The 24,373-nt window shown below is 68.4% G+C and carries 23 protein-coding genes and 2 riboswitches; of the genes, 10 read left to right on the top strand and 13 right to left on the bottom strand.

The window, feature by feature from the left end; all coding sequences use genetic code 11:
• The first annotated feature begins 59 nt into the window (after nucleotides 1–59).
• The 4 genes from AC1DXI_RS02115 (at nucleotide 60) to AC1DXI_RS02100 (ending at nucleotide 4,050) form a co-directional block, all read left to right on the top strand.
• Nucleotides 60–824 (top strand): alpha/beta hydrolase, encoded by a 765-nt coding sequence (locus tag AC1DXI_RS02115; protein WP_476937369.1) that lies wholly within the window; start codon nucleotides 60–62, stop codon nucleotides 822–824.
• Complete coding sequence (locus AC1DXI_RS02110) at nucleotides 824–1,636, top strand: DUF1295 domain-containing protein (protein WP_476937248.1); 813 nt, start codon at nucleotides 824–826, stop codon at nucleotides 1,634–1,636. The genes AC1DXI_RS02115 and AC1DXI_RS02110 overlap by 1 nt, the downstream gene beginning before the upstream one ends.
• Before the next feature lie 46 nt (nucleotides 1,637–1,682).
• Complete coding sequence (locus AC1DXI_RS02105; protein WP_476937247.1) at nucleotides 1,683–2,540, top strand: lysophospholipid acyltransferase family protein; 858 nt, start codon at nucleotides 1,683–1,685, stop codon at nucleotides 2,538–2,540.
• A 70-nt stretch (nucleotides 2,541–2,610) separates the two neighbouring features.
• The gene (locus AC1DXI_RS02100; protein WP_476937246.1) at nucleotides 2,611–4,050 is read left to right on the top strand and encodes a short-chain fatty acid transporter; all 1,440 of its coding nucleotides are present in this window, start codon (nucleotides 2,611–2,613) and stop codon (nucleotides 4,048–4,050) included.
• A 102-nt stretch (nucleotides 4,051–4,152) separates the two neighbouring features.
• Here the strand turns inward: AC1DXI_RS02100 and AC1DXI_RS02095 are convergent, their stop codons facing one another.
• The 3 genes from AC1DXI_RS02095 to AC1DXI_RS02085 form a co-directional block, all read right to left on the bottom strand.
• Complete coding sequence (locus tag AC1DXI_RS02095) at nucleotides 4,153–5,175, bottom strand: GNAT family N-acetyltransferase (protein WP_476937245.1); 1,023 nt, start codon at nucleotides 5,173–5,175, stop codon at nucleotides 4,153–4,155.
• Nucleotides 5,176–5,177: 2 nt separating this feature from the next.
• Nucleotides 5,178–6,563: a glycine--tRNA ligase gene (locus AC1DXI_RS02090; protein WP_018774570.1), complete on the bottom strand. Its 1,386-nt coding sequence runs from the start codon at nucleotides 6,561–6,563 to the stop codon at nucleotides 5,178–5,180.
• A 178-nt stretch (nucleotides 6,564–6,741) separates the two neighbouring features.
• Nucleotides 6,742–7,707: a DMT family transporter gene (locus AC1DXI_RS02085; protein ID WP_476937244.1), complete on the bottom strand. Its 966-nt coding sequence runs from the start codon at nucleotides 7,705–7,707 to the stop codon at nucleotides 6,742–6,744.
• Between the two features lie 33 nt (nucleotides 7,708–7,740).
• Between AC1DXI_RS02085 and AC1DXI_RS02080 the strand changes: the two genes are divergently transcribed.
• Nucleotides 7,741–7,977: an RNA-binding S4 domain-containing protein gene (locus AC1DXI_RS02080; RefSeq protein ID WP_018774572.1), complete on the top strand. Its 237-nt coding sequence runs from the start codon at nucleotides 7,741–7,743 to the stop codon at nucleotides 7,975–7,977.
• Between the two features lie 47 nt (nucleotides 7,978–8,024).
• Here AC1DXI_RS02080 and AC1DXI_RS02075 read toward each other — a convergent pair whose 3' ends face one another.
• Complete coding sequence (locus AC1DXI_RS02075; RefSeq protein WP_476937243.1) at nucleotides 8,025–8,681, bottom strand: alpha/beta hydrolase; 657 nt, start codon at nucleotides 8,679–8,681, stop codon at nucleotides 8,025–8,027.
• Between the two features lie 94 nt (nucleotides 8,682–8,775).
• Here AC1DXI_RS02075 and AC1DXI_RS02070 point away from each other — a divergent pair, with 94 nt between their 5' ends.
• Nucleotides 8,776–9,648, top strand: coding sequence for an SGNH/GDSL hydrolase family protein (locus AC1DXI_RS02070; protein ID WP_476937368.1), 873 nt, complete (start codon nucleotides 8,776–8,778; stop codon nucleotides 9,646–9,648).
• Between the two features lie 99 nt (nucleotides 9,649–9,747).
• Nucleotides 9,748–10,362: a hypothetical protein gene (locus tag AC1DXI_RS02065; protein WP_476937367.1), complete on the top strand. Its 615-nt coding sequence runs from the start codon at nucleotides 9,748–9,750 to the stop codon at nucleotides 10,360–10,362.
• On the opposite strand, the gene AC1DXI_RS02060 is transcribed toward AC1DXI_RS02065, so the two are convergent.
• The 3 genes from AC1DXI_RS02060 to mmsB all read right to left on the bottom strand — a co-directional run bounded on the left by AC1DXI_RS02060 (nucleotide 10,359) and on the right by mmsB (nucleotide 13,491).
• Nucleotides 10,359–10,925: an isochorismatase family protein gene (locus AC1DXI_RS02060; RefSeq protein WP_476937242.1), complete on the bottom strand. Its 567-nt coding sequence runs from the start codon at nucleotides 10,923–10,925 to the stop codon at nucleotides 10,359–10,361. The two genes, AC1DXI_RS02065 and AC1DXI_RS02060, sit on opposite strands and share 4 nt — an antisense overlap.
• A gap of 140 nt (nucleotides 10,926–11,065) precedes the next feature.
• Nucleotides 11,066–12,550, bottom strand: coding sequence for a CoA-acylating methylmalonate-semialdehyde dehydrogenase (locus AC1DXI_RS02055; protein WP_476937241.1), 1,485 nt, complete (start codon nucleotides 12,548–12,550; stop codon nucleotides 11,066–11,068).
• Nucleotides 12,551–12,588: 38 nt separating this feature from the next.
• Entirely contained in the window at nucleotides 12,589–13,491 is a 903-nt protein-coding gene (gene mmsB, locus AC1DXI_RS02050; protein ID WP_476937240.1) for a 3-hydroxyisobutyrate dehydrogenase, read from the bottom strand.
• Between the two features lie 204 nt (nucleotides 13,492–13,695).
• Between mmsB and AC1DXI_RS02045 the strand changes: the two genes are divergently transcribed.
• Nucleotides 13,696–14,595, top strand: a complete 900-nt coding sequence (locus AC1DXI_RS02045; protein ID WP_476937366.1) for a LysR family transcriptional regulator — start codon at nucleotides 13,696–13,698, stop codon at nucleotides 14,593–14,595.
• Between the two features lie 155 nt (nucleotides 14,596–14,750).
• Here AC1DXI_RS02045 and AC1DXI_RS02040 read toward each other — a convergent pair whose 3' ends face one another.
• The 3 genes from AC1DXI_RS02040 to AC1DXI_RS02030 all read right to left on the bottom strand — a co-directional run bounded on the left by AC1DXI_RS02040 (nucleotide 14,751) and on the right by AC1DXI_RS02030 (nucleotide 18,986).
• A complete protein-coding gene (locus AC1DXI_RS02040) occupies nucleotides 14,751–16,133 on the bottom strand; it encodes an MFS transporter (RefSeq protein ID WP_476937239.1) in 1,383 nt (460 codons plus the stop codon).
• Nucleotides 16,134–16,299: 166 nt separating this feature from the next.
• The gene (metX, locus tag AC1DXI_RS02035; RefSeq protein WP_476937238.1) at nucleotides 16,300–17,439 is read right to left on the bottom strand and encodes a homoserine O-acetyltransferase MetX; all 1,140 of its coding nucleotides are present in this window, start codon (nucleotides 17,437–17,439) and stop codon (nucleotides 16,300–16,302) included.
• An 11-nt stretch (nucleotides 17,440–17,450) separates the two neighbouring features.
• A riboswitch (SAM riboswitch) is annotated at nucleotides 17,451–17,566 on the bottom strand.
• Nucleotides 17,567–17,669: 103 nt separating this feature from the next.
• Nucleotides 17,670–18,986, bottom strand: a complete 1,317-nt coding sequence (locus AC1DXI_RS02030) for a bifunctional o-acetylhomoserine/o-acetylserine sulfhydrylase (RefSeq protein WP_476937237.1) — start codon at nucleotides 18,984–18,986, stop codon at nucleotides 17,670–17,672.
• Nucleotides 18,987–19,046: 60 nt separating this feature from the next.
• Nucleotides 19,047–19,162, bottom strand: a riboswitch (SAM riboswitch).
• Between the two features lie 170 nt (nucleotides 19,163–19,332).
• Here AC1DXI_RS02030 and AC1DXI_RS02025 point away from each other — a divergent pair.
• Nucleotides 19,333–19,971 (top strand): VOC family protein, encoded by a 639-nt coding sequence (locus AC1DXI_RS02025; RefSeq protein WP_026266630.1) that lies wholly within the window; start codon nucleotides 19,333–19,335, stop codon nucleotides 19,969–19,971.
• A gap of 123 nt (nucleotides 19,972–20,094) precedes the next feature.
• Here the strand turns inward: AC1DXI_RS02025 and AC1DXI_RS02020 are convergent, their stop codons facing one another.
• Nucleotides 20,095–20,862: a CPBP family intramembrane glutamic endopeptidase gene (locus AC1DXI_RS02020; RefSeq protein ID WP_026537686.1), complete on the bottom strand. Its 768-nt coding sequence runs from the start codon at nucleotides 20,860–20,862 to the stop codon at nucleotides 20,095–20,097.
• Between the two features lie 110 nt (nucleotides 20,863–20,972).
• On the opposite strand from AC1DXI_RS02020, the gene AC1DXI_RS02015 reads away from it, so the two are divergent.
• Nucleotides 20,973–21,653 carry a histidine phosphatase family protein gene (locus tag AC1DXI_RS02015; protein WP_476937236.1) on the top strand — a complete coding sequence of 227 codons (681 nt, stop codon included), beginning with the start codon at nucleotides 20,973–20,975 and terminating at the stop codon, nucleotides 21,651–21,653.
• Between the two features lie 22 nt (nucleotides 21,654–21,675).
• Here AC1DXI_RS02015 and hutI read toward each other — a convergent pair whose 3' ends face one another.
• Nucleotides 21,676–22,890: an imidazolonepropionase gene (gene hutI, locus AC1DXI_RS02010; RefSeq protein WP_476937235.1), complete on the bottom strand. Its 1,215-nt coding sequence runs from the start codon at nucleotides 22,888–22,890 to the stop codon at nucleotides 21,676–21,678.
• A gap of 11 nt (nucleotides 22,891–22,901) precedes the next feature.
• Nucleotides 22,902–24,047, bottom strand: coding sequence for an NAD(P)/FAD-dependent oxidoreductase (locus AC1DXI_RS02005; RefSeq protein WP_476937234.1), 1,146 nt, complete (start codon nucleotides 24,045–24,047; stop codon nucleotides 22,902–22,904).
• Between the last annotated feature and the right edge of the window lie 326 nt (nucleotides 24,048–24,373).

Below are 24,373 nucleotides of genomic sequence, written 5' to 3'. Positions count from 1 at the left end.
GGCCGCAACCTATGGTTGGTAATTGACGGACGAAGGACCGGAAGGACACATACGTGGCTATGCGCAAACTCGACGACCGCGAGCCGGAGGCGGGCCGTTCCGGGCCTGCCGCCAAAGCCGTGCTGTCCATCGCCGAAGCCGCCGGGGAGACCCGCGGAGTCGCGTTGGTCCTGCACGGCGGGCGGGCCGACAGTTATGACGCCGTCCGCGGCCGGCACCTGAGTCCGGCCCGGATGGTGCCCTTCGCCCGGGCGCTGCACAGGCAGGGCGGCCCGCACGGGCTGGCCGTGTGGACCCTGCGCAACCGGTACCGCGGCTGGAACGGGGAGGACATGTCCCCCGTTCACGATGCCCGCTGGGCGCTCGCCCGGATCAACCAGGAACATCCCGGCGTGCCGGTGTACCTGCTGGGCCACTCCATGGGCGGTCTCACGGCGCTGTGCGTGGCCGACACCCCGCAGGTCGAAGCCGTCGTCGCGCTCGCCCCGTGGCTCAATCACAAAACCTCGGTCCAGCCTGTCGCAGGCCGCCGGGTCCTGATCGTCCACGGGACCGAGGACCGCTGGACCAGCCCGGCGAAATCCCTGGACTATGCCCGGCGCGCCGAGGGCGTCGCCGCGTCCATTGACTACGTCTCGCTCAAGGCTGCCGGCCATTTCATGGTCCGCCGGCTGGCGCTGTGGAACGTGCTGGCGAACGGCTACGTCCTGGATGCCTTCGGCGAGGCAACGGGCGCCGAGATCGCCGGCGCCAGGGACGCATTGCGCGGCGCCCTCGGCAGCGCCCCGCCGGCAGCCGGAACACGTATGCCGGTGGTGTTGTGATGCCGCCGTTCCCGCTCGACGCTTTCCTGGCCAGCCTGCCATGGGTCATCGCGGGACTCGTGGTGCTGCTGGGAGTGACCTTCGCGGTTGCCGTGCGGCAGAACCGGCACTCGGTCATCGACACCGTCTGGGGCCTTGGCTTCGTGGTGGTGGCCGGCATCTCCTGGGGGCTTTCCGCCGGATACGGCGACGCCGGCAGGCGGCTGCTGCTGCTCGCCCTGGTTGCGGTGTGGGGCATCCGCCTCGCCGTCCACATCGGGGCACGCGCGCGCGGCGGCCACGAGGACCCGCGCTATGTGGACATGCTTTCCGCGGCGCCCGGATCACGCAACGTCTATGCCCTGCGGCGGGTTTACCTGCCCCAGGGGCTGGTGATGTTTTTCGTCTCGCTCACCATCCAGGTCGGCATGTTCGCCACGGGAGGCCTGGGCTGGGTGGCCTTTGCCGGCGTCCTGCTCTGGATCCTAGGCTTCGTGTTCGAGACGGTCGGCGACTGGCAGCTGACGCAGTTCAAGGCCGATCCCGCCAGGCGCGGCACCGTCCTCAACACCGGCCTGTGGCGCTACACCCGCCATCCCAACTATTTCGGCGACGCCGCCGTCTGGGCAGGGCTCTTCCTCGTGGCCGCCGATTCCTGGCCGGGGGTCCTGACCATCCTCTCCCCCGCCCTGATGATCTGGACTCTTGCCGGCAAGACCGGGAAGCCGCTGACGGAAAAGGCAATGTCCGCACGTCCCGGCTACAAGGAATACATCGAATCCACCTCCGGCTTCCTGCCCTGGCCGCCCCGGCGGCGGGTGGGCGGGCACTGACATGCGGGGCCCGGGAGGTGCCCGGCATGGGCTGGGCTGGCGGCCCGTGAAGTGGCGGCCGGAGCCCAGCGACCGGTTCTACCGTTTCATCGTCCGCACCGGGCTGGCGCTGCGCTGGCTGTTCCGGATCCGTGTCCTCGTCACGGGCCGGGAGCATCTGCCGCCACCCGGGCCGCCCAGCGCATCCCCCCGCGGCGCATCCACCCGCGCCCCGTCCCGTCGGTTGGTGCCCGGCCGGGGCGCCGTCGTCGCGATCACGCACTTCGGCTACCTCGACTTTGCCTTTGCCGAGATGCTGCTGTGGTGGCACAACCGGGCCCAGCTGCGTTTCCTTGTCACGCAGGGCGCCGCCGACCACTGGTTTGCCGGCCCCGCGGTCAGCGCCGCCGGGCATGTGGTGGTCGGGTACGGGTCGGGAGCACACGCTTACGACGCCGCCGTCGCCCGGCTGAGGGAGGGCGAATACGTCGCCGTCCTGCCCGAGGCCGGCGTGAGCCGCAGCTTCACGGTGCGCGAATGCAAGACCGGTGCGGTGCGGATGGCCGCCGAGGCCGGCGTGCCGATCATCCCGGTCTCCATCTGGGGCGCCCACCGGCTGATGACCCGCCACCATGCCTTCTCGCCGCGGCGCGCCKGGCGCGCCCCGGTCCGCATCCACGTCGGCGAGCCGATCCTTCCCGGCTCGCTCCCGGACCCGGCCGACGACGCCCGGACGGCGACGGCGCGCTTGGCCAAGACGCTGCAGGACGGGATCGACGCCGGCATCGCCGACTTCCCCCTGCAACCGGCCCCCGGGGCCTGGTGGATGCCGGCAGGTCTCGGCGGCGGCGCCCCGACAGAGGAGGAACGACGCCGCCTCGACGAGGCCGACGGTCCCCGGCGCGCAGGTGCCAGGCGCCGATAAGCCCTACTTCCGCCATCGTCTTGACTAAACTCCATGGGGTACAAAAAGCACTCAATGGAGAGGGACACCTGTGGCAAGCACAGTCGTGACCAAGAGCGGAACCGAAGAACGCGGTCTCGCCCGGATAGCCCAACGAATGGCGGCGTGGACGGAGCGGTGGTTCCCGGATGCCTACATCTTCGCCCTCGCCGGCGTCGTCATCATCGCGGTGGCCGCGCTGGCCATCGGCGCCACGCCCCAGGCGATCGCCGACTCGTTCGGCAACGGCTTCTGGGACCTGACGGCCTTTACCCTGCAGATGGCCATGGTGGTCCTCACCGGCTACGTCGTAGCCACCTCCCCGCCCGTGGCGAGGCTGATCAACAGGCTGGCCCTCGTGCCGTCAACCGCGCGGAGCGCCGTGAGCTTCGTGGCCGTGCTGGCCATGTCCGTGTCCTTCCTCAACTGGGGGCTCAGCCTGATCTTCGGCGGGCTGCTGGCCCGCGCGATCGCCCGCCGCAAGGACCTGACGGTGGATTACCGTGCCCTGGGCGCTGCGGCCTTCATGGGCCTCGGCGCCGTCTGGGCCCTGGGGCTGTCCTCCTCTGCCGCGCAACTGCAGGCCACGGCCGCGTCGCTGCCGCCGGCGCTGCTGAAAATCACGGGCATCCTGGACTTCGGCACCACAATCTTTACCTGGCAGTCGCTGCTGACGATGGCCATCCTGATGGCCCTGACCACCGTGATTGCGCACTTCTCCGCACCCCAGGGCGGCTCGATCCGCACCGCAGAGGACCTGGGCGTGGACCTGGACGATGAGCCGGCCGAGTCCGCGCCGCGTTCCCGGCCGGGCGAATGGCTCGAATACAGCCGGGTCCTGCCGATCCTGGCCGGCGTCCTCACGCTCGGCTGGCTCGTCTCGCAGTTCCTCACCAAGCCGTTTCTCAGCGTGGTCAGCAGCCTCAACGGCTACCTGCTGGTGTTCCTCATCCTGGGCCTGGTCCTGCACGGGACGCCGCGGAACTTCCTGCAGGCCGTGACGAAAGCCGTTCCGGCCACCGCGGGCATCCTCGTGCAGTTCCCGCTGTACGCGGCGATGGCGGCCATCCTGACCAAGGCCACGGGAACCGGCGGCATGAGCCTCTCCACGCACCTCGCGGCGTTCTTCTCGGACATCGGCAGCGGCGGCGGCTTCGCCGTCGTCATTGCCCTGTACACGGCCGTGCTGGGAATCCTGGTCCCCTCCGGCGGCGGAAAATGGCTGGTGGAGGCGCCCTACGTGATGCAGTCGGCCACCGACGTGCAGATGAACCTTGGCTGGACCGTGCAGATCTACAACATCGCCGAGGCGCTGCCGAACCTGGTCAACCCGTTCTTCATGCTGCCGCTGCTTGCGGTGCTGAGGCTGCGCGCCCGGGACCTGGTGGGCTTCACCTTCCTGCAGTTCGTCTTCCACCTGCCAGTGGTCCTGCTGCTCGTCTGGCTGCTGGGTATGACCTTCGACTTCGTGCCGCCGGTCATGCCCAAATAACTGCGTCCCCCCAACAACTGTGTCTTAACGCAGACTGACCCGCAGCTGTGGCCGTTATCAAGCTTCATTACGGCCMCAGCTGCGGGTCAGTCGGGGTGAGGCCTAGGCCGGGTCGGAGACGACGAGCGTTTCCGAGCCCTGGACATGGGCCTTGCCGCTCTCGAGCAGCGGTTCGACGACGGTGCGCAGGGCGGTCATTGCGTCGTCCAGTTCGAGCATCACCGGATGCTGGTAAGCGATCAGGGCCAAGAGGTCCCGGACGGCGGCCCGGGCTTCATCCGCGCCGAGCTTGGGTTCGTGCCCGAGGAAGACTTCAGTAGGATCAGTGGGCCCGGCCGAGCCACCGGCACCTGCACCTGCATCGGCGCCGCCGTCGGCCCCCGGAGTTGCCGCCGCGTAGCTGATGGCGAACCCCTCCAGCCGGCCCTTGCGGCTGGCCGCAATGCCGTGCCCGAAGGCGCTGGCCTTGGGCGCCCGCAGCACGATCGCTCCGTGGGCGCCGCTGAGGTCATCGAGGAAGAGGCGCTGCACCGCGGCGACGCTCAGCTCCCCCGGGCTGTCCCAGCCGTGCACGGCGGTGTAGTAGCGTCCCACGACGTCGCTGAGCTCCACCGAGCCTGTGGCCAGGTCCTCGACCTGGTCGGTGGCCGCGGACTCCGACCCGTCGCCGAACACCGGCAGCTTGAGCGGCGCCGGGTCAACGACGACGAGGCGGGAACGCTGGATCGGGGCCAGGCCCGCGGCCTCGGCAAACGCCGCCCCGGGGGTGCCCGGCTCCACTTTGCAGCGCAGTCTGGACACGCCCGACGGCGCCTGGGCGGCCTCGTGCCGCAGCATGGTCAGCAGCGTGGACCCGAGGCCGGCGCGGCGGTGGTCCCGGGCGACCTCGACATACGCCCAGAGCCGTTCCGGGTGCAGCGAGGCCTCGTGGACCACGGCGGCCGCCACGGGAATGGCGACACCGTCCACGACGTCCTCGGCCACGATGCAGCGGCGCCACGGGGAGTTGCCCGAGGGCGCCAGCGTGCCGCGGAACTGTCCGGCCTGGACGGTCTCAGGGCCGCCCCAGATTTCCAGGAGCGCGAGGTCGTCGCCCTCCCGCCATTCCCGGTATGCGATGGCCATGATCAGGCGCCGATCAGCCGTGCGGCCAGGTAACCCTCCACCTTGTCCAGGGAGACGCGTTCCTGGCTCATGGTGTCGCGTTCGCGGATGGTGACGGCCTGGTCCTCGAGCGTGTCGAAGTCGACGGTAATGCAGAACGGTGTGCCGATCTCGTCCTGGCGGCGGTAGCGGCGGCCGATGGCGCCGGCGTCGTCGAACTCGATGTTCCAGCTCTTGCGCAGCTGCGCTGCGAGGTCCTTGGCCTTCGGGGACAGGTCCTCGTTGCGGCTCAGCGGCAGCACGGCCGCCTTCACCGGCGCCAGGCGCGGATCGAGCTTGAGCACGGTGCGGATGTCCACCCCGCCCTTGGCGTTGGGGGCCTCGTCCTCGGTGTAGGCATCGATCATGAATGCCATGAACGAGCGGGTGAGGCCGGCGGCGGGCTCGATCACATACGGGGTGTAGCGTTCGTTGGTGGCCTGGTTGAAGTAGCTCAGGTCCGCGCCGGAGGCCTTGGCGTGGGTGGAGAGGTCAAAGTCGGTGCGGTTGGCGATGCCCTCGAGCTCGCCCCACTCCGAGCCCTGGAAACCGAAACGGTATTCGATGTCCGTGGTGCCCTTGGAGTAGTGGCTGAGCTTGTCCAGCGGGTGCTCGAAGAAGCGCAGGTTCTCTTCGCGGATGCCCAGGCCCGTGTACCAGGACATGCGTTCCTTCATCCAGTACTCGTGCCACTGCTCGTCGGTGCCGGGCTCGACGAAGAATTCCATCTCCATCTGTTCGAACTCACGGGTGCGGAAGATGAAGTTGCCGGGCGTGATCTCGTTGCGGAAGGACTTGCCGATCTGGCCGATGCCAAACGGCGGCTTCTTCCGCGAGGTGGTCAGGACGTTGCCGAAGTTCACGAAGATGCCCTGGGCCGTCTCGGGCCGCAGGTAGTGCAGGCCTTCTTCGCTGGCGACGGGGCCAAGGTAGGTCTTGAGCAGCCCGGAGAATTCGTGCGGCTCAGTCCACTGGCCGCGGGTGCCGCAGTTGGCGCAGGCGATGTCCTTGAGGCCGTTCTCGGCGGGACGGCCCTTCTTCTCCTCGTACTCTTCTTCGAGGTGGTCCGCGCGGTAGCGCTTGTGGCAGGACAGGCACTCCACCAGCGGGTCGGAGAACACATCCACGTGGCCGGAGGCCTCCCAGACCTGGCGGGGAAGGATGACGGAGGAATCCAGGCCTACGACGTCTTCGCGGCCGCGGACCACGGACTGCCACCACTGGCGCTTGATGTTTTCCTTGAGCTCGGCGCCGAGCGGCCCGTAGTCCCAGGCAGAACGGGAGCCACCATAGATTTCACCGGCCTGGAAAACGAATCCCCGGCGCTTGGCGAGGGAAATGATCTGGTCGAGGACGGATTTTGCTGCCATGGGAACTCCAATTTTCTACAGGGCCGCTGGGTGCGGTCCGTGGTGTTGGCCCCGGGACGCCGGCTGGTTGCCGGCCGGGACGATACGAACAAAGCGGTACGAATAAAGCGGTACGAACAAAGCAATGCAATCAATGCGGTACGAACAGTGCGATGCAAACTCCAAGCCTACCGGCCCGCTACCGCTTCAGCGCGCCCTTGGGCCAGGGCAGGGTGGCCAGGACGATGGCGCCGAGCGTCAGGACGGTGCCGAGGACCGTCGGGAGGGTGATCACCGTTCCGGGCACCGGCAATACCAGGTCCAGTCCGAGGGACCCCAGCAGCTGGCCGGCGATCATCCCGAGGCCGGTGACCAGCACGCCCAGGCTGCGGACCAGGAGGGCGCCGATGCCGATGAAGATGCAGCCGAGCGGGCCGCCAAGGTAGTACCACCACTGCGCCGGGAGGGGGTTGCCGGCCCCGGCCACGGCGAGTTTGATCAGCCACGCCACCCACAGCAGGGCCGCTCCGGCGATGAAGTTCACCAGTGTCGCGGCGATGGGGGTGCCGTAGTGCACGGTCGCCGTGCCGTTCATGGCCTGCTGGAAACTCATCAGGAACCCGGCCAGGAGCGGAAGCAGCACGGGCACCAGCAGCTGCAGCCCGGATTCCCCGGCGCTGAACCGGGGCGACACCGCCCAGGCGACGGCGGCGACGGTGAGCACACTGCCGAGCACCCGGATGCCGGTAATGGGCCTCTTCCCCGCCGGTCCGATCCCCATCCGGTCCACCAGCAGGCCGCTGAGGGTTTGCCCCGTCACGGCGGCCACCGTGAAGAGGGCGACGCCCAGCAGTCCCACGGTGAAGGACTGGGCGAAGACGAAGAAGGCGCCGATGCAGCCGGCCAGGACGTAGTACGGCGGAAACTGCCGTTCGCGCACGGCCGGCAGGATCCGCGCCAGCCCGGCCCGGCCTCGGCGCAATGCCAGGGAAATGGCCACCATGACGACCAGCCCGGTGCTGAAGCTGACGACGGCGGCACCGATTCCGTCCCCCAGCGCCACCCCGAGCGCGCCGTTGATCCGGCCCTGGATCGGGATGAACAGCCCGGTCGCGACGGCCATGGGCAGGCCGACGATCAGCGGGAGACGGGGGGTGTGGGTCATTGGTGTCACCTTAGGTCAGGCATCATTGCTTGTATGAGCAATCCGGAATTCGAAGACATCACCATCCGCGACAGCATGATCCGGCTGGGCCAGCTGCTGAAACTTGCGAATCTGGTGGAGGACGGTGTGGAGGCCGCGGAGCTGATCAAGAACGGGCTGGTGAAGGTCAACGGCGAAATCGATGAGCGCCGCGGCCGCCAGCTGCACGACGGCGACACCGTCACCGTGAACGGCCGGACCGTGCGGATCAGCGCGCCCCCGGCCGCCTAGCCGCCCGCCCGGCCGCCTGCTTCCCTGCGCACACTTCCCCGGCGCGGCTACTTCTTGGAGTTGAGCACCACGTGCGTGAGGAACTCCGAGACGTGACCGATTTCCTGCTGGTTGATGCCGTGCCACATGCCCGTGTAGAGGACCTTGGTGAGCTTCACATGCTTGCGGACCCAGCCGATGGTGTAGTCGATCTTGTCCTCGGTGATCACGGGGTCCTGCTGGTCCCGGCCCCAGAACAGCGGCACAGTGCCGTCCAGTTCGCCGTCGCGGAAACTGGGGTCATCACCGGCGTCGACGACAAACCCGGACAGGCCGACGACGGCGGCAAAGTCCGCCGGGCGCTGCCGCAACAACGTGGTGGCCATGGCCATGCCCATCGAGAATCCCAGCAGTGTCACCGACGGGTGGTTGGCTTTGACGCCGTCAAGCCAGTCCTGGACATACGCTGCGGCGACCTTGACGGCGTCGAGCGAATAGTCAATGGACGCTGTCAGCGGGAACCAGGTGAAGCCCGGACCCATGGCGATCGGGGCGCGCAACGAGGCCACCGCGAAGTCCTGCGGGAGCATTTCCGCCAGGCTGAGCAGATCCTGTTCGTTGGCGCCGTAGCCATGCAGCAGGACAAGAAGCGGCTTGCCGGCCCGTTCCTGCTCCGGCTGGGACCATTGGACGACAGGGGCGGGGAAGGCGTCAGCGTGAGTCATGGAACCATTCTTACAGTTACCCGGCGGTAACAACTGACGGTGGCGCAGCTTAACGGGAACAGTGCAGGATAAGGGGGTGAGCAATACCGATCCCATGGAAAATTCACCGGACACCTCAGCCGAGACCCCCGCAGACACCGTCACCCACCCCTGGACCCGCTATGTGGCGATGGGCGACTCTTTCACGGAGGGCATCGGCGACCCGGAACCGGCCAGTCCGGGCGGCCACCGGGGCTGGGCAGACCGCGTGGCCGAAGAACTCAGCCGTGGGCACAACGACTTCGCTTACGCCAACCTGGCCGTCCGCGGCAGGCTCCTGCAGCAGATCGTGGAACAGCAAATGGCGCACTGCCTGTCCCTCAAACCGGACCTCATCACGCTCTCCGCCGGCGGCAACGACCTCATCCGCCCCGGCGGCGATCCGGACGTGCTGGCCGAAAAGCTGGACTCGGTGGTGCAGATCCTCAGCCTGGGCGGCGCCACCGTCGTCCTGTTCAACGGCCCGGATACCGGCTCCACGGTACTGGGCCGGATCCGCAGCAAGGTGGCCATTTACAACGAGAACCTGCGCACGATCGCCGCCCGCCACGACGCCGTGATCGCGGACATGTGGTCGCTGCGCCAGCTCAATGACCCACAGATGTGGAACGTCGACCGGCTGCATTTCTCACCGCTGGGCCACCACACGATCGCGGCCATGGTGCTGGATTCGCTCAACGTCGAGCACACTCTCCAGCCCCTCTCCCCCAAACCGCTGCCACAGCGCAGTTGGCGCGAGGCGCGCAGCGGGGACCTGGTGTGGGCCAGGGAGTATTTTGTCCCCTGGGTGGTGCGGCGGCTGCGGCACCGCTCCTCCGGCGACGGCATGACGGCCAAGCGGCCGCTGGCCGGCCCGGTGTTCGGTCCCGGCGTTCCGCTTGGCTCCGGCGAAGGCCCACCCGGCGCCGAGGACGCGGTGCGGTCCTGAGCCTGCGGGGCATAAGCTGGAAGAACACTTCTCCGGCCCTACCGATGAGCCCGCAGATGAGAAGGCCCAGCAGCTGAAAGGCCCAGTACCGTGAGCAGTATGTTCTTCTGGATCATCGTGTTGTCGTTCCTGGTTCCCGTGGCGATGCGCCTCTACCGCAGGTCTGCCCGCGGCCGGAACCAGGGCACGCCGGGACAGTTCGGCCGGTTCCCCGGCAACCAGAACAACCCCGGCCAGGGCAACCAGCCGCGGGACGGCTACACCCAGCAGGACTACTTCGGCGGCTTTGGCCAGCTGGGCGCCCCGAAGCAGTCGGGTCCGGCCAACGAGCCGTACCCCAACCCGCAATACCCCAACGCGGAGTACCAGAACCCGCAGCACCCCAGTCCCCGGTTCCCCGACCAGCCGTTCCCGAACCAGCCGTATCCCGGCCAGCAGTACCCGAACCCGGCCGGTTACCAGTCCCCCGTCCCGTATGAGGACAGCCCCGAGTACCTGAACAACCCGCCGCAACCGCAGCGGCCGCAGGCATCGCAAACTCCCCCGGCGCCGGGCGCGGGACAGCCGCAGGCGCCGCAGACTCCCCCGCCGCCGCCGTCGGCCGGGCAGGGCTACCGGGCCCGCAAGCTGGCCGAACTCGACCAGCAGTACACCGACGGCAAGCTGTCCATGGAGGACTACATGGCCCAGCGCGCCGAAATCATGAAGGGCTAGGACCCTGTTGGGCCGGCGAAGTTGACGTCGGCCGCGTTGACCGTTCCCGCCGTCCGCCCCGGCGCCCTGTGGTACTGCCAATACAGATTGGTGTGGGCCACCACCAGATCAGGCGGCGGCGCGCCATAATCGGTCAGGTCCTCGGTGGTGTGGGCGTCTGCGACCAGCGTGACATCGTAGCCGCGGGTGATCGCGCCGTGCAGGGTCGAGCGGATGCACTCGTCGGTCTGCGCACCGGCCAGGAAGACACGGCCGATGCCCCGCCCGGCCAGCACGGACTCCAAGTCGGTGCCCTCGAAGGCGTCGCTGTACTCCTTGGCCACGAGCGGCTCCGTACCGCGGCGCGCGAGCTCCGGCACATACTGCCAGCCGTCGCTGCCGCGCGGCAGGTCCTCGCCGCTGTGCTGGACCCAGACGACGTCCACCCCGGCGCCGCGCGCCTTGTCCACGAGGGCGGCGATGGTTGCGACGACGTCGTCGCGGCGGTAGGCCTCTGCGACGACGCCGACCTGCATATCGACGACGAGCAGTGCCGTGTTGGGGCGGTTGACGAGCGTGGTCATGGTGCCTCCCGGATCCTGGCTGTCCCTGCGTGCCTACTCTAATCCCGAGGCAGCAAACAACGCGGGGTCACTTTCCGCCCATAATCCAGTCGTGGATGGGCGGAAAGTGACCCCGCGTTGCTTTTGTTGGGGGTGCGGCGTCAGTCGACCTGGGGGAAGCCGAGGTCGATCACCGAGGTGGACGGGTCCGGCCAGCGGGTGGTGACAACCTTGCCTCGGGTGTAGAAGCGGATGCTTTCGGGCCCGTACATGTGGGTGTCGCCGAAGAGCGAATTCTTCCAGCCGCCGAAGGAGAAGGTGCCCACCGGCACCGGGATGGGCACGTTGACGCCCACCATGCCGGCCTCGACGTCGAACTCGAACTGCCGGGCGGCGCCGCCGTCGCGGGTGAAGATGGCCACGCCGTTGCCGAACTCGTTCTCGTTGACCAGCTTCACGGCGTCCGCGTAGGTCTCGACGCGGACCACCGAGAGGACGGGGCCGAAGATCTCGTCGTCGTAGACCTTCATCCCGGGCTTGACGTGGTCGATCAGGCTGACGCCGATGAAGAAGCCGTTGGAGTCGAATTCGTGCTCGCGGCCGTCCACCACCACGGTGGCGCCTTCGTGGGCCGCGCCGGCAACGTAGGAGGCCACCTTGTCGCGGTGCTCGGCCGTGATGAGCGGGCCCATCTGGGAGGCCGGGTCCGTGCCCGGGCCAATGGTGAGCGTGGCCATGCGGGTGCTGATCGCCTCCACGAGCTCGTCGGCGATGCTGCCGACGGCGACGAGGACGCTGACCGCCATGCAGCGCTCCCCGGCGGAGCCGTAGGCGGCCGAGACGGCGGCGTCCGCGGCCATGTTGAGGTCCGCGTCCGGCAGGACCACCATGTGGTTCTTCGCACCTCCCAGGGCCTGGACACGCTTGCCGTGATCGGCGGCGCGCTTGTAGATCGACTGGGCGATCGGCGTCGAGCCGACAAAGCTGACGGCCTTGACCTCGGGGTGTTCCAGCAGGACGTCCACGGCTTCCTTGTCGCCGTGGACCACGTTGAGCACGCCGGCCGGCAGGCCGGCCTCGGCGAAGACCTCGGCGATGAAGACGGCGGAGGACGGGTCCTTCTCGCTCGGCTTGAGCAGCACGGTGTTTCCGCAGGCCAGGGCGCTGCCGATCATCCACAGCGGCACCATGGCGGGGAAGTTGAACGGCGTGATGCAGGCGACGACGCCGACCGGCTGGCGGACCGAGTGGACATCGACGCCGCCGGAGACCTGCTCGGAGCGCTCGCCTTTGAGCATGTGGGAGAGCCCGGTGGCGAATTCGATGTTCTCCAGGCCCCGGGTGATTTCACCTTCCGCGTCCGAGAGGACTTTGCCGTGCTCACTGGTGAGCAGGGCCGCGAGTTCGGGCCGGCGCTGCATGAGCAGTTCACGGACCTTGAAGAAGATGGCGGTGCGCCTGGCCAGGCTTGTGGCTCGCCAGCCGGGCAGGGCGGCGCGGGCGGCCTCGACGGCCTCCTCGACGCGGGCGGCGGAGGCCAGGGCGACCTCTTTCTCCTGCTCGCCGGTGGCCGGGTTGAACACGGGGCCGAAGCGCTCGGCGTCGGAAATCAGGGCGCCGTTGATGAAGTGCGGAATGCGTTCCATGGGTGGGTCTCTTTCGTGAAGGGGAGGGCCGTGTAGGGCTAGTTGGCGGACTCGAGGGTGCCGTCGACGAGCTTGACGATCATCGAGCAGTCCTGGCCCGACTGGCCGGAGTCGATGAGGCGCTGGAAGAGCTGCTGGACGTGCTCGCCGAGTTCCAGCGGGGTGCCGGTGTCGCGCGCGGCACTGATGGCCAGGCCGATGTCCTTGTTGGCGAGTTCGGTGGTGAACGTCGGGGCGAAGTCGTTGTTTGAAGCCGCAGTGGGCACGACGCCGGCCACGGGGTACCAGGTGCGCAGCGCCCAGCTGTCGCCGGAGGAGACCGAGGCGATGTCCCAGAAAACCTGTTTGTCCAGGCCGAGGCGATCGGCGAGGACTGCGCCTTCGGCGGTGGAGGCGAGGTTGATGAAGAGCATGAGGTTGTTGCAGATCTTCGCGGCCTGGCCGGTGGTGGCGCCGCCGGTGGGGATGATGTTGGCCGCCATGGGGCGGATGTATTCGGTGGCGTCGGCGACGGCGCCGGGCTCGCCGCCGATCATGAACGTCAAGGTGGCGGCCTTCGCGCCGCTCATGCCGCCGGAGACGGGCGCGTCGACGAAGCGGAAGCCGGCGGCAGCGGCGGCGTCGTGCAGGGCCTGCGCGGAGGCGATGTCGATGGTGGAGGAATCCACCAGGAGGGTCCGGGTGTCCGCGTGGGCAAGGACGCCGTCCTCGCCAAGGTACACGGCGCGGGCGTGCTCGCCCTTGGGGAGCATGGTGAAGACGACGTCGGCGCCGGTGACGGCCTCGGCGATGCTGCCGGCGGCCTTGACTCCTCCGGCCTCGGCGGCGGCGAGGGCTGCGCTGTTGAGGTCGAAGCCGCGGACCTCGTGTCCGGCGTTTGAGAGGTTGACGGACATGGATCCACCCATGTTTCCAAGTCCGATCCAGGCGATGACTGCCATGGCTTAAGCTCCTTTGCTTGATGTGCTGCCGGGCGCCTCGACGCTCCGGCCTGAAAGCCGAAACCCCGGCGCCCCGGTGTCCACCATCACACCCTGTTAGAGTGCAATCAAGGTAAAAAATCACAGATGCCATGTGCACAGATGCACATTCATGGCTCTGGCTTCCTCATCGCCACACTCGCTGCAAAGGGGACATGAGTGGACTTGCGCCGGCTTCCGAGCCCCGATGACCTGCTGATCCTGCTGACCGTGGCACGGCTGGGCCGGTTTAACGCCGTGGCGGAGACGCTCGGCACCACCCACACCACCATTTCCCGCCGCGTCCTGGCCCTGGACAAGCAGCTCGGCGGCCGGACGCTCGAACGCAGCCCGCACGGCTGGGAGCTGACCGAACTCGGCAGCCAGGCAGTCGCGGCGGCGGAAGCCATCGAGGGCACTCTCGGTGCCCTCTCCAGCAGCATTGCCCGCTCCGGCGATGTGGTCTCCGGCCTGGTCCGGATCAGCACCCCGGACGGCTTCGGCGCCGAATTCCTGGCCCCGGCCCTCGTGCGGCTCCAGCGCGCGAATCCGCTGCTCAACGTCGAGCTGCTCAGCGCCACCCGCAAGGTAAGCCAAAACCGCTCCGGCGTGGACCTGGAAGTGGTGGTGGGCAACATGGACATCACCACCGCCCGCGCCATTTTCCTGAGCAACTATTTCCTCAGGCTGTACGCCAGTCCCGGCTATGCGCAGGAGCACGGCCTTCCGGCAACGCTCGACGACGTCCGGCAGCACGGCTTTGTCTCCTACGTGGAATCGGCGCTCCAGGTGGCCGAGCTGGGCCACCGTTCCACGCAGCTGCCGGTGCCGCGGTCCAGCTTCCAGGCCACAAGCGTCTTCGCCCAGCTGGAGGCCGTCCGGCGGGGCGCCGGGATAGGCCTGCTCCCCAATTTCCTCGTGGCGGGCCGGCCGGGGTTCCTGCCCGTCCTGCCGGACGACTTCCAGCGCCAGCTGCCCATCTGGGCCGTGGCCCGGCCCGAGGCGCTGCGTTCGGCCCCGGTCCGTGCCGTGCTGGAGGCGATTCGCGGCGAAATCCGGGAGCGGCAGGATGTGCTGTCCGCCTGAGGCCGCGCCAGCGCAGCCGGACTTGGGCATGCGGCGACAGCCTGCCGCGTTGGCCGGCAGCGTTGGCCGGCCGCTTTAACGCAGACTGCCCGGGTCCGCGCCGTGCGCGGATCCGGGCAGTCTGCCCCCAGCGGGTTTGATGGGGCCGGTGAGGATTACCGCTTGCCGGCGGCGAGGAGGTCAGCGGTGCCCTGGGCGTCGGCGGCGTCGACGTCCCGGAGCGAGATGCCGCGGGTTTCCTTAAGGAAGAACACCGCAACCAAAGTGACCACACAGGCGCCGAGGAGGTAGATGGCGACCGGGACGGAGGACTTGTACTGGCCCAGGAGCGCGACGGCGATGATCGGAGCCAGCGAACCGGCCACAATCGAGGTGACCTGGTAGCCCAGCGAGACACCGGAGTAGCGCATCCGGGTCGGGAACATTTCGGCCATGAGCGCCGGCTGGCCGGCGTACATCAGGGAGTGGAACAGCAGGCCGATGGTGATCGCAGCGAGGATGACGAAGTCGTTCTTGGTGTCCATCATCGGGAAGGCGAAGAAGCCCCACGTGCCGCCGAGGATGGCGCCGGCCATGTAGACGGGCTTGCGGCCGACGTTGTCCGAGAGCCTGCCGACCATCGGGATCACGGCGAAGTGGATGAAGTGTGCCACGAGCAGCAGCAGCAGGATCCGCGAGGTGTCCGTCTGGACGACGACCTTCAGGTACGTGATCGAGAAGGTGACCACGAGGTAGTAGAGGATGTTCTCGGCGAAGCGCAGGCCCATCGCGGTGAAGACGCCCCGCGGGTAGCGGCGGAAGACTTCGGCCACGCCGTAGCCCTTGTTCTCGACTTCGACTTCCTTTTGGGCCTCCAGGAAGATGGGGGCGTCCTGGACCTTGGTGCGGATGTAGTAGCCGACCAGCACAATCACGGCGGAGAGCCAGAAGGCGACGCGCCAGCCCCAGCTGAGGAAGTCGGCGGAGGACAGCACGGAGGACAGCGTGAACAGCACGGCGGTGGCGAGCAGGTTGCCGAGCGGAACGGCCGACTGCGGCCAGCTGGACCAGAACCCGCGGGACTTGCTGGGGCTGTGCTCGGCGACGAGCAGGACGGCGCCGCCCCATTCACCGCCGACAGCGAAGCCCTGGGCAAAGCGCAGGAAGACCAGCAGCGCCGGGGCCCAGTAGCCGATCTGCGCGAAGGTGGGCAGGCAGCCCATCAGGAAGGTGGAAACGCCCACCAGGAGGATGCTGACCTGGAGCAGCTGCTTGCGGCCGAACTTGTCGCCGAAGTGGCCGAAGACGATGCCGCCGATCGGGCGGGCGACGAATCCGACGGCGTAGGTCAGGAACGCGGCGATAATGCCGTCGAGTTCCGTGCCCGAATTGGGGAAGAACGTTTTGCCGAACACCAGGGTGGCGGCGGAGGCGTAGAGGAAGAATTCATACCACTCAACCACCGTGCCGGCCATGGAGGCCGTTACTACCTTCTTCAGGCCGGACGTTTGGACGTCCGGCTCATCTGCGCGCGTTGTCGCGGCGTTTTCCGTGCTCATGAGAACTCCTTCGGTGTCGCCTTCGACACCCTGCGGACCATTGGACTGAGGACGCCCGTGATGTAGGGCACATGGCGTCATTCCCCATGAGTATGGACGCTCCCGCGCTGAGCCTCAACGGCCATTAGTGCAGAGCGCATCTGCAAAAATGCACAAGCAGGCGGGCCTAGTGGCCGAAGAAGGCCTCCCGGAGCTGGCCGCTGAGCTGGCCGATTTCGGTCAGGAAGCCGTCGTGGCCGATCGGCGCTTCGATGATGTGCAGTTCCGCTCCGCCCGGCAGGGCCTCGGCCAGCTGGCGGGACTGGGCCGGGAAGTACAGGCGGTCCGAGTCCACCGCCGCCACGAGGAACTCTGCGGTGGCCGGGGCCAGGGCCTCCGCGAGGCTGCCGCGCCCGCGGCAGACATCATGGCTCATGAGGGCTTCGGTTATGGCGATGTAGCTGTTGGCATCGAAGCGCCGGACCAGCTTGCTGCCCTGGTGGTCCAGGTAGCTTTCCACCTGGTAGCGCCCGCGTCCGGCCAGCGATCCGGCTTCCAGGGGCGTCTCCGACTCCTGGGCGTTCCGGCCAAACCGGCCGTCCAGTTCGGCCGCAGAGCGGTAGGTGATGTGCGCGATGCGGCGGGCGAGGGCGAGCCCAGCCTCGGGTTCGTGGCCGCCGTAGTAGTTCCCGCCGTTGAAGTGGGGATCCTGGCGGATGGCCAGCGTCTGGGCCTGCGCAAAGGCAATCTGTTCGGCCGTGCTGCTGGGGCCGACGGAAATCACGGCGCAGCGCCGGACCCGGCTGGGGTACGTGACGGCCCATTCAAGGGCGCGCGCGCCGCCAAGCGAGCCGCCCACCACGGCGTACCAGCAACCGATGCCCAGGGCGTCGGCCAGCCGCGCCTCGGCAGCGGTGGTGTCGCGCAGGGTGACGAGCGGGAAGCGCGATCCCCAGGGGCGCCCGTCGGGGGCCGGGGTGGAGGGTCCCGTGGAACCGTAGCAGCCGCCGAGGATGTTGATCGAGATGACGAAATACTTGTCCGTGTCCACGGGCGCTCCGGGTCCGGCGAGCTGTTCCCACCAGCCGGGTTCCCCGCTTTCGCCGCGGGTCACATGCGTGTCGCCGGTCAGGGCGTGTTCAATGAGGACGGCGTTGGTGGCGTCAGCGTTCAGGGTCCCCCACGTCTCGTAGGCGAGGACCACATCCGGCAGCAGAATCCCGGATTCGAGCTGCAGATCACCGATCCTGACGAACTGGACGGTCCCGTCCGGGGTCCGGGATGGTTTGGTTTCGGGTACACCCGTGCGGGTGACGGCAATCGTCATGTGAGGACCTATCTTCGCGCTTGCCTGCCGTCAGCTGACCGGCAGGCCAGGTCTTCACCCGGGGCACCCCGCCGCAAAAGGAGGGTTGCCGGCCAGCAAGCCGGGGCTGTCGCTGGCACTCATGACCTGATACGAGTCTACGAAACACGGTGCGGAAATCACGAAGATTGTGACTTCCATGTGACAGCCCCCTGGCCGGCCGCCCCTTGCGGGGAGGCCGGCCGGGGTGACTATGCGGACTTGGCCGAGCGGAATCCGGCGTCGAGGTCCGCGAGGATGTCGTCGATGTGCTCCAGTCCCACCGACAGCCGCACCATCCCGGGGTTCACCCCGGCGATCGTCTGCTGTTCGGGCGAGAGCTGGCTGTGGGTGGTCGACGCCGGGTGGATCACCAGGGACCGGACATCGCCGATGTTCGCGACGTGCGAGTGCAGTTCGAGGGCATCGACGAACCGCTTGCCGGCCTCCGCTCCCCCGGCGATGTTGAACGCCACGACGGCGCCGGTCCCCTTGGGCCCATACTTGCGGCCGCGCTCGTACCAGGGGCTGGAGGGCAGCCCGGCGTAGGCGACCGATTCGACGTCGTCCCGCCCCTCCAGCCATTGCGCCACCTTGGTGGCGTTGGCCACGTGGCGCTCCACGCGCAGGCTCAGCGTTTCGATGCCTTGGGCGATGAGGAAGGCGTTGAACGGGGACACCGCGGAGCCGAGGTCGCGCAGTAGCTGGACCCGGGTCTTGAGGATGTAGGAAAGATTCGCGCCCAGTGCGCCGTCGGCGCCGAGGTCGCGCGCGTAGACCAGGCCGTTGTACGTGGGGTCCGGGGTGTTGAAGCCGGGGAACCGCTCCGGGTCCTTCCCGAAGTCGAAGTTGCCGGAGTCCACGATCACGCCGGCGATTGCGGCGCCGTGCCCGCCGAGGTACTTGGTGGCGGAATGGACCACGATGTCCGCGCCCCACTCGATCGGCCGGATCAGGTAGGGGGTGGAGAGCGTGTTGTCGACGACCAGCGGCACGCCGGCCTCGTGCGCCACGCGGGAGACGCCCTCGATGTCCAGCACGTCCTGGCGGGGGTTGGAGACCACTTCGCCGAAGAACAGCTTGGTGTTGGGCTGGACGGCGTCCCGCCACTGGTCCAAGTTGTCCGGGTCCGCCACGAAGGTCACGGAGATGCCGAACTTCTTCAGCGTGTGGGCGAGCAGGTTGTAGGTTCCGCCGTAGAGACTGGGGCTGGCCACCACGTGGTCCCCGGCCTCGGCGATATTGAGGATCGCGAACGTCTCGGCGGCCTGGCCGGAGCTGAGCAGCAGGGCCGCGAGGCCGCCTTCGAGGCTGGCCACGCGCTGTTCGACGGCGTCCTGGGTGGGGTTGCCGATCCGGGTGTAGATGGGCGCGAGTTCGGCGAGCGCGAAGCGGTTCGCGGCGCTTTCGGCGCTGGGGAACACGAACGACGTCGTCTGGTAGATGGGCAGGGAACGCGCGCCGGTGGCGCTGTCCGGCTCCTGGCCGGCGTGGATCTGGCGGGTTTCAAAGGACCAGGCGTTGGACATTGATGCTCCTCGAGTCACTGGGCACAGCACCGGCCGGGGCTTTCGGCCCGGACCGGACTGGCGCCGCGCTTGCCCTCCGGCGGGCGCCGGGCGGCCAGGTCTTCACCCGGGGCACCCCACCGCGATACGAGGGTTGCCGGCCAGCAAGCCGGGGCTGTGCGCTGGCACTCATGACCTGGCTTCAGTGTAGGAATGGCGGCGGAGCCTTGGATAGCTTTGTGACGAAGATGAAGACGGTCTCCCTGTCGGCGCTTCCCGGGCCGCCCCGGTCAGCGCCCCCGGACGTCCCATGACGGTTAGGGGAGCCTAAGCTGAGAGGTCCATCACAAAGTGCCAAGATGATGGCATGCGCATGGATCACGTCTCTTACGCCTGTGAACACGATGGCTTGGCAGCCACCACTGAACGTATTGCGTCTGCCCTCGGCGTTGAAGCCGTGAAGGGTGGAGTGCACCCCCGTTTCGGGACACGCAACATGATTATCCCGCTCGCGGGACACAAGTACCTGGAAGTCGTGGAGGTCCTGAACCACCCGGCCTCCGACAAGGCCCCGTTCGGCCAGGCCGTCCGGGCACGTTCCGAGGCCGGCGGCGGCTGGATGGGCTGGTGCGTCGAGGTTGACGACCTGGCCCCGTTCGAGGAGAGGCTCGGCCGCGCCGCCGTCAACGGCAACCGGAAGTTTCCCGACGGCCGCGAACTGGTCTGGAAGCAGATCGGCATCCTGGGGCTCATCGCCGACCCCCAGGTGCCCTACATGCTCAAGTGGGAGGGCGACCCGGAACTGCACCCGTCCAACGCCTACGCGAGCGATGTCAAGATGTCCGCACTGACCATTGCCGGTTCGGCAGCCCGCGTCACGGAGTGGCTGGGCGAACCAGTTGAAAAGCCGCTGGAAGACGTCGCCGTGAACTGGATCGCGCCGCACGGTACTCCCGGCATCCTCTCCGTCACCTTCGAGACCGCCTCCGGAGCGGTCACGATCTAACGCTCCACCTGCCCCACGCTTCGGCCGCCATCTCTTAGGTGCCAACGATGTCACCTAGGAGACGGCGGCCGAGATCATTTAAGGCCGGGCGACGGCGCGTCCCAAGCGTGCCGGACCACGCGCTCAGCCCAGGCCCACGGCCTTGCCGAACAGGCTGAACCCCACGAACGCCACGGTGTCCAGGATGGCGTGGGCGATCACGAGCGGCATCACCCGTTTGGTCCGCGTGTACACCAGCGCGAAGACGACGCCCATCACCGCGTTGCCGATGAACGGCCCGAACCCCTGGTACAGGTGATAGCTGCCGCGGAGCAGGGCGCTGGCGGCAATGGCGGCCGGCACGCTCCAGCCCAGTTTCCCGAGCCGGTCCAGCAGGTACGCCACCACAATCACTTCCTCGACCACCGCGTGCCGGATCGCGGAGAGGACCAGCACCGGCACGGTCCACCAGTACGCGTCCAGGGCGCTGGGGATGATCGCCGTCGTGATCCCCATCGCCCGGCCCGCCGCGTAGAGCCCCAGGGACGGAATGCCGATCAGCGCGGCGAGTCCCAGGCCCTGCAGCAGGTCCTTGCCGGGCCGGGCGAAGTCGAAGCCGATCCTTCGGAACGCCGAGGTCCCGCGCTGACCGGCCGGCCAGTGCTCGGTGAGGAAATAGATCACGAGGGCCACCGGGACCAGGGCGAAGACGATGTCCAGCAACTGGTACGTGAGGTCGAAGTATTCGCGCGCGCTCTGCGAACGGTTCAGCGTGGATGTCCCCTGGGCCAGCGGCGCCGTGGTCATCTTGTCCAGCAGCTGCACCAGGGAGTAGACCGCGGACTGCCCCAGCGACAACCCCAGGACAATCAACACTTCGAACCGCAGCCGACGGCGGGAGGGAACCAACATGGTTCTATCTTGCCTGCACTTGCCGATAGTTTGCTGGTGCCCGCGTGGTGCCGGCCGAACGGGGTTGTGCCTGCGGCACTTGCTTTTTGGGAGCCCTATGCTTGGGGACTATGAGCGCGCCCCGGAAAATCATCATGATCCGGCACGGCCAGTCTGCCGCCAATGCCGACACCTCGATCTACAACCGTGTTCCGGACTACCGGATCCCGTTGACACCCCTGGGCCTGGAGCAGGCCACCGCGGCCGGGAAAGAGGTCCGGCGTCAGCTGGACGGCCGCCCGGTGTGCGTCTACGTCTCCCCGTACCTGCGCGCCTACCAGACCCTCGAGGCGCTGAATCTCGGCCCGCTCGTGGAGCGGGTGATCGAGGAACCGCGCCTGCGCGAACAGGACTGGGCGAACTTTCAGATCGCCGGCGACATTGAGGACCAGAAGGAGCTCCGCAACGCCTACGGGCACTTCTTCTACCGCTTCCGCGAGGGCGAGTCCGGTTCCGATGTGTATGACAGGATTTCCTCCTTCATGGAAACCCTGCACCGGCACTGGTCCAAGCCCGGCTATGCCCCAAACGCGCTGTTCGTGACGCACGGCTTGACCATGCGGCTGTTCTGCATGCGCTGGTTCCACTGGTCGGTGGAATATTTCGAATCCTTGAACAACCCGGAGAACGCCGAGGTCCGCACCCTGCTGCGCACCGCGCGCGGGAAGTACGAGCTCGACAAGCCCTTCACGCAGTGGGAGAAGAGGCGCGTGGACGAGACCGTCCTGGACGCGCCGCCCATGATGTTCTAGGGCCCGTCGGCGGACCGGCCGGCTAACGGATGGGCTGCGCTACACCGGCCCGCCACACCGCGTGCGTCAAGGGGATGCCGGGCCGGTAGGCCAGGTGCGTGGCGGAAGGCGCGTTGAGCAGGTGCAGGTCCGCCCGGTGTCCGACGGCGACCGAGCCCACCGCGCGTTCGCCGTCGACGTCGTTCCCGGACTCCCGGCCCAGGGCCAGCGCGCCGCCGTAGGTCGCGGCGCGCACCGCCTCGTGGACGCTGAGCCGCATCTGCAGCACGGCGGTGGTGACGCAGAACGCCATGGAGCTGGTGTAGGACGTGCCTGGGTTGCAGTTGGAGGCCAGCGCCAGCTGCACACCGGCGTCGAGCAGTTCCCGGCCGGGGGCCAGCGGCTGCCGGGTGGAAAGATCGCAGGCCGGCAGGCAGGTGGCAACCGTGCCGCGCGTGCCGCTGCCGGCGGCGTCCCACCCGGACCAGCTGGCGGCGAGGGCATCGACGTCCGCGGCCGAAAGGTAGTTCACGTGGTCCACGCTGGCGGCGCCGACCTCCACCGCCAGCCGGACGCCCGGGCCCTCGCCGAGCTGGTTGCCGTGGACGCGCAGCCCCAGCCCGGCGGCCTTGCAGGCCAGGAGCACCCGGCGGGACTGGTCCTCGTTGAAGGCGCCCTGCTCGCAAAAGACGTCGGCCCAGCGGACGTAGGGCCGGACTGCGGTGAGCATCGGCCCGCAGACCAGCTCCGTGTATTCCTCCGCGTCCATCCCGGCGGGCACGAGGTGCGCCCCCAGGTATGTCACCTCGTCCGCCACGGTGGAGGCGATGCGGGCGCTGCGGGCCTCGTTCTCGAGGTCCAGGCCGTAGCCGGTTTTGGTCTCCAGGTAGGTGGTGCCCTGCGACACGGCCTCCGCGACGCGGCCCATCGCCAGCCGGGTGAGGTCGAAGTCGCTCGTGCTCCGGGTGGCGCCGGTGGTGACGGCGATCCCGCCGGCGCTGTAGCTTTGTCCCGCCATCCGGGCCTCGAACTCGGCCGTGCGGTCCCCCGCGAAGATCAGGTGCGTGTGCGAGTCGACCCAGCCCGGCAGGAGCGCCCGGCCCCCGGCGTCCACCCGTTCGTCCGCGGCCGGGGCGTCGGCTGCGGGGCCGAGCCAGGAAATCCGCTCCCCCTCGATCACCACCGCCGCGTCGCGGAGGACGCGGTGTTCCGCGTCCTGGGTCATCAGTTCGGCGATATTGGTGATGAGGGTACTCATGGATCCATTCTTCAGCGCCGGATGGACCAGCGGGTCGCGGCCAGCGCCTCCGCTGTCCGGGATGCCGGACTGGCGTCCCTTGCCGGGGACACCGGCGGGGGCACAGCCGTGGCCGTGGCGGCGGAACCCTGGCCGGCGAGGATCAGCCCGGCGGCCAGCTCCGCGACGCCGGATGAGGTCTGGAAACCGTACCCGCCCTGGCCGGCGAGCCAGAAGAATCCGGTGGCCTCGGCGTCGAACCCCACCACGGGGACGCCGTCGGCCGCCTCCGTCCGCAGCCCCGTCCACGCCGTGCGGACGTTCCGGATCCCGAGTGTCGTGATCGTGTTGAGCCGGGCGACGAGCCGTTCGACGTCGCCGGGATAGGGCCGGGCGTCCTCGGGCCCGCTCGGCACGTGTTCGGCGGGCGAGATCAGGACTTGGCCGCCGTCGGGCCGGAAGTAGAAGCTGTCATCGGCCGCCGCCACCATCGGGCAGGCCTCCGGGAGGGGATTCTCGACGTCGACGATCGCCGCGGTGCGCCGGTACGGCTGCAGGCCGAGCTTCTCGACGCCGCTGAGGACGGCGAGCTCGTCGGCCCAGGCACCGGCGGCATTGACCACGACGGCGGACTGGAAGCCTTCCTGCCCGGCGCCAAGTTCCCAGCCGGTGCCGAGGCGCTGGGCCGAATGGACCCTGGCGCCGGTGATGATGTCCACGCCTCCCGCTTCGGCACGGCGGCGGTGGTCCTCGAGCAGCACGGGGGCGTTGCAGGCGAAGGATCCGGTGTCCAGCCCGGCGGCGCTGAACGAGTCCGGGACCAGGGCCGGGCACAGATCCAGTGCCTCGGCGTGGGTGATCCGGCGCATGTGGCCGCTGGCCTCCGCCCGGACGGTGGCGTCGTCCCCGATCAGCATGAAGCTGCGCGGGGTGAGCACCGGCTCCGGACGTCCGGCGTCCTCGGCTGCGATGAGGTCGAGCGTCCGGACGGTCAGTTCCTGGACCACGGGCGGGCCGTAGCTGGGAATCAGTTGCCGGGCCGAGCGGGCCGAGGTGTGGTAGGCCAGGGTCTGCTCGGCTTCGATCAGGGCCACGCGGCATTGCCCGGCCAGGGTGGAGGCAAGGGACAGGCCGGCGATCCCGCCGCCGACAATTACGACATCGTAATGAGCTGACATGGTCCCATCCTTGCAGATTCTCGGGTCAGGCCGTGCCGCGACCTGCGCCCGGGCGGCAGTAGCCGACAAGACGCCAGTGGATCGTTCGAAGGTGGCCGACGTGCCATCGCCACGTTCCGCACCGCTGGACATGTCCCTTCCTCGTCCGCACGACTGGCCATGTCCCCCGTTGCCGCGGGCCGGCCCGGGATATGCCCTTCCCTGGTCCGCACGACTGGGCATGCCCCCCCCCGTTGCCGCGTGCCGGCCCGGGACATGCCCTTCGTTGCTCGTGGCCGTTGGACATAGTGGCATTATGTCCAGTCCTCGCCGCCGGAGCTGGGCAT

Source organism: Arthrobacter sp. P1_H7, from assembly GCF_056405215.1.
Note: the sequence above shows the minus strand (reverse complement) of the source record. Positions and strands in the feature narration are given on the sequence as shown.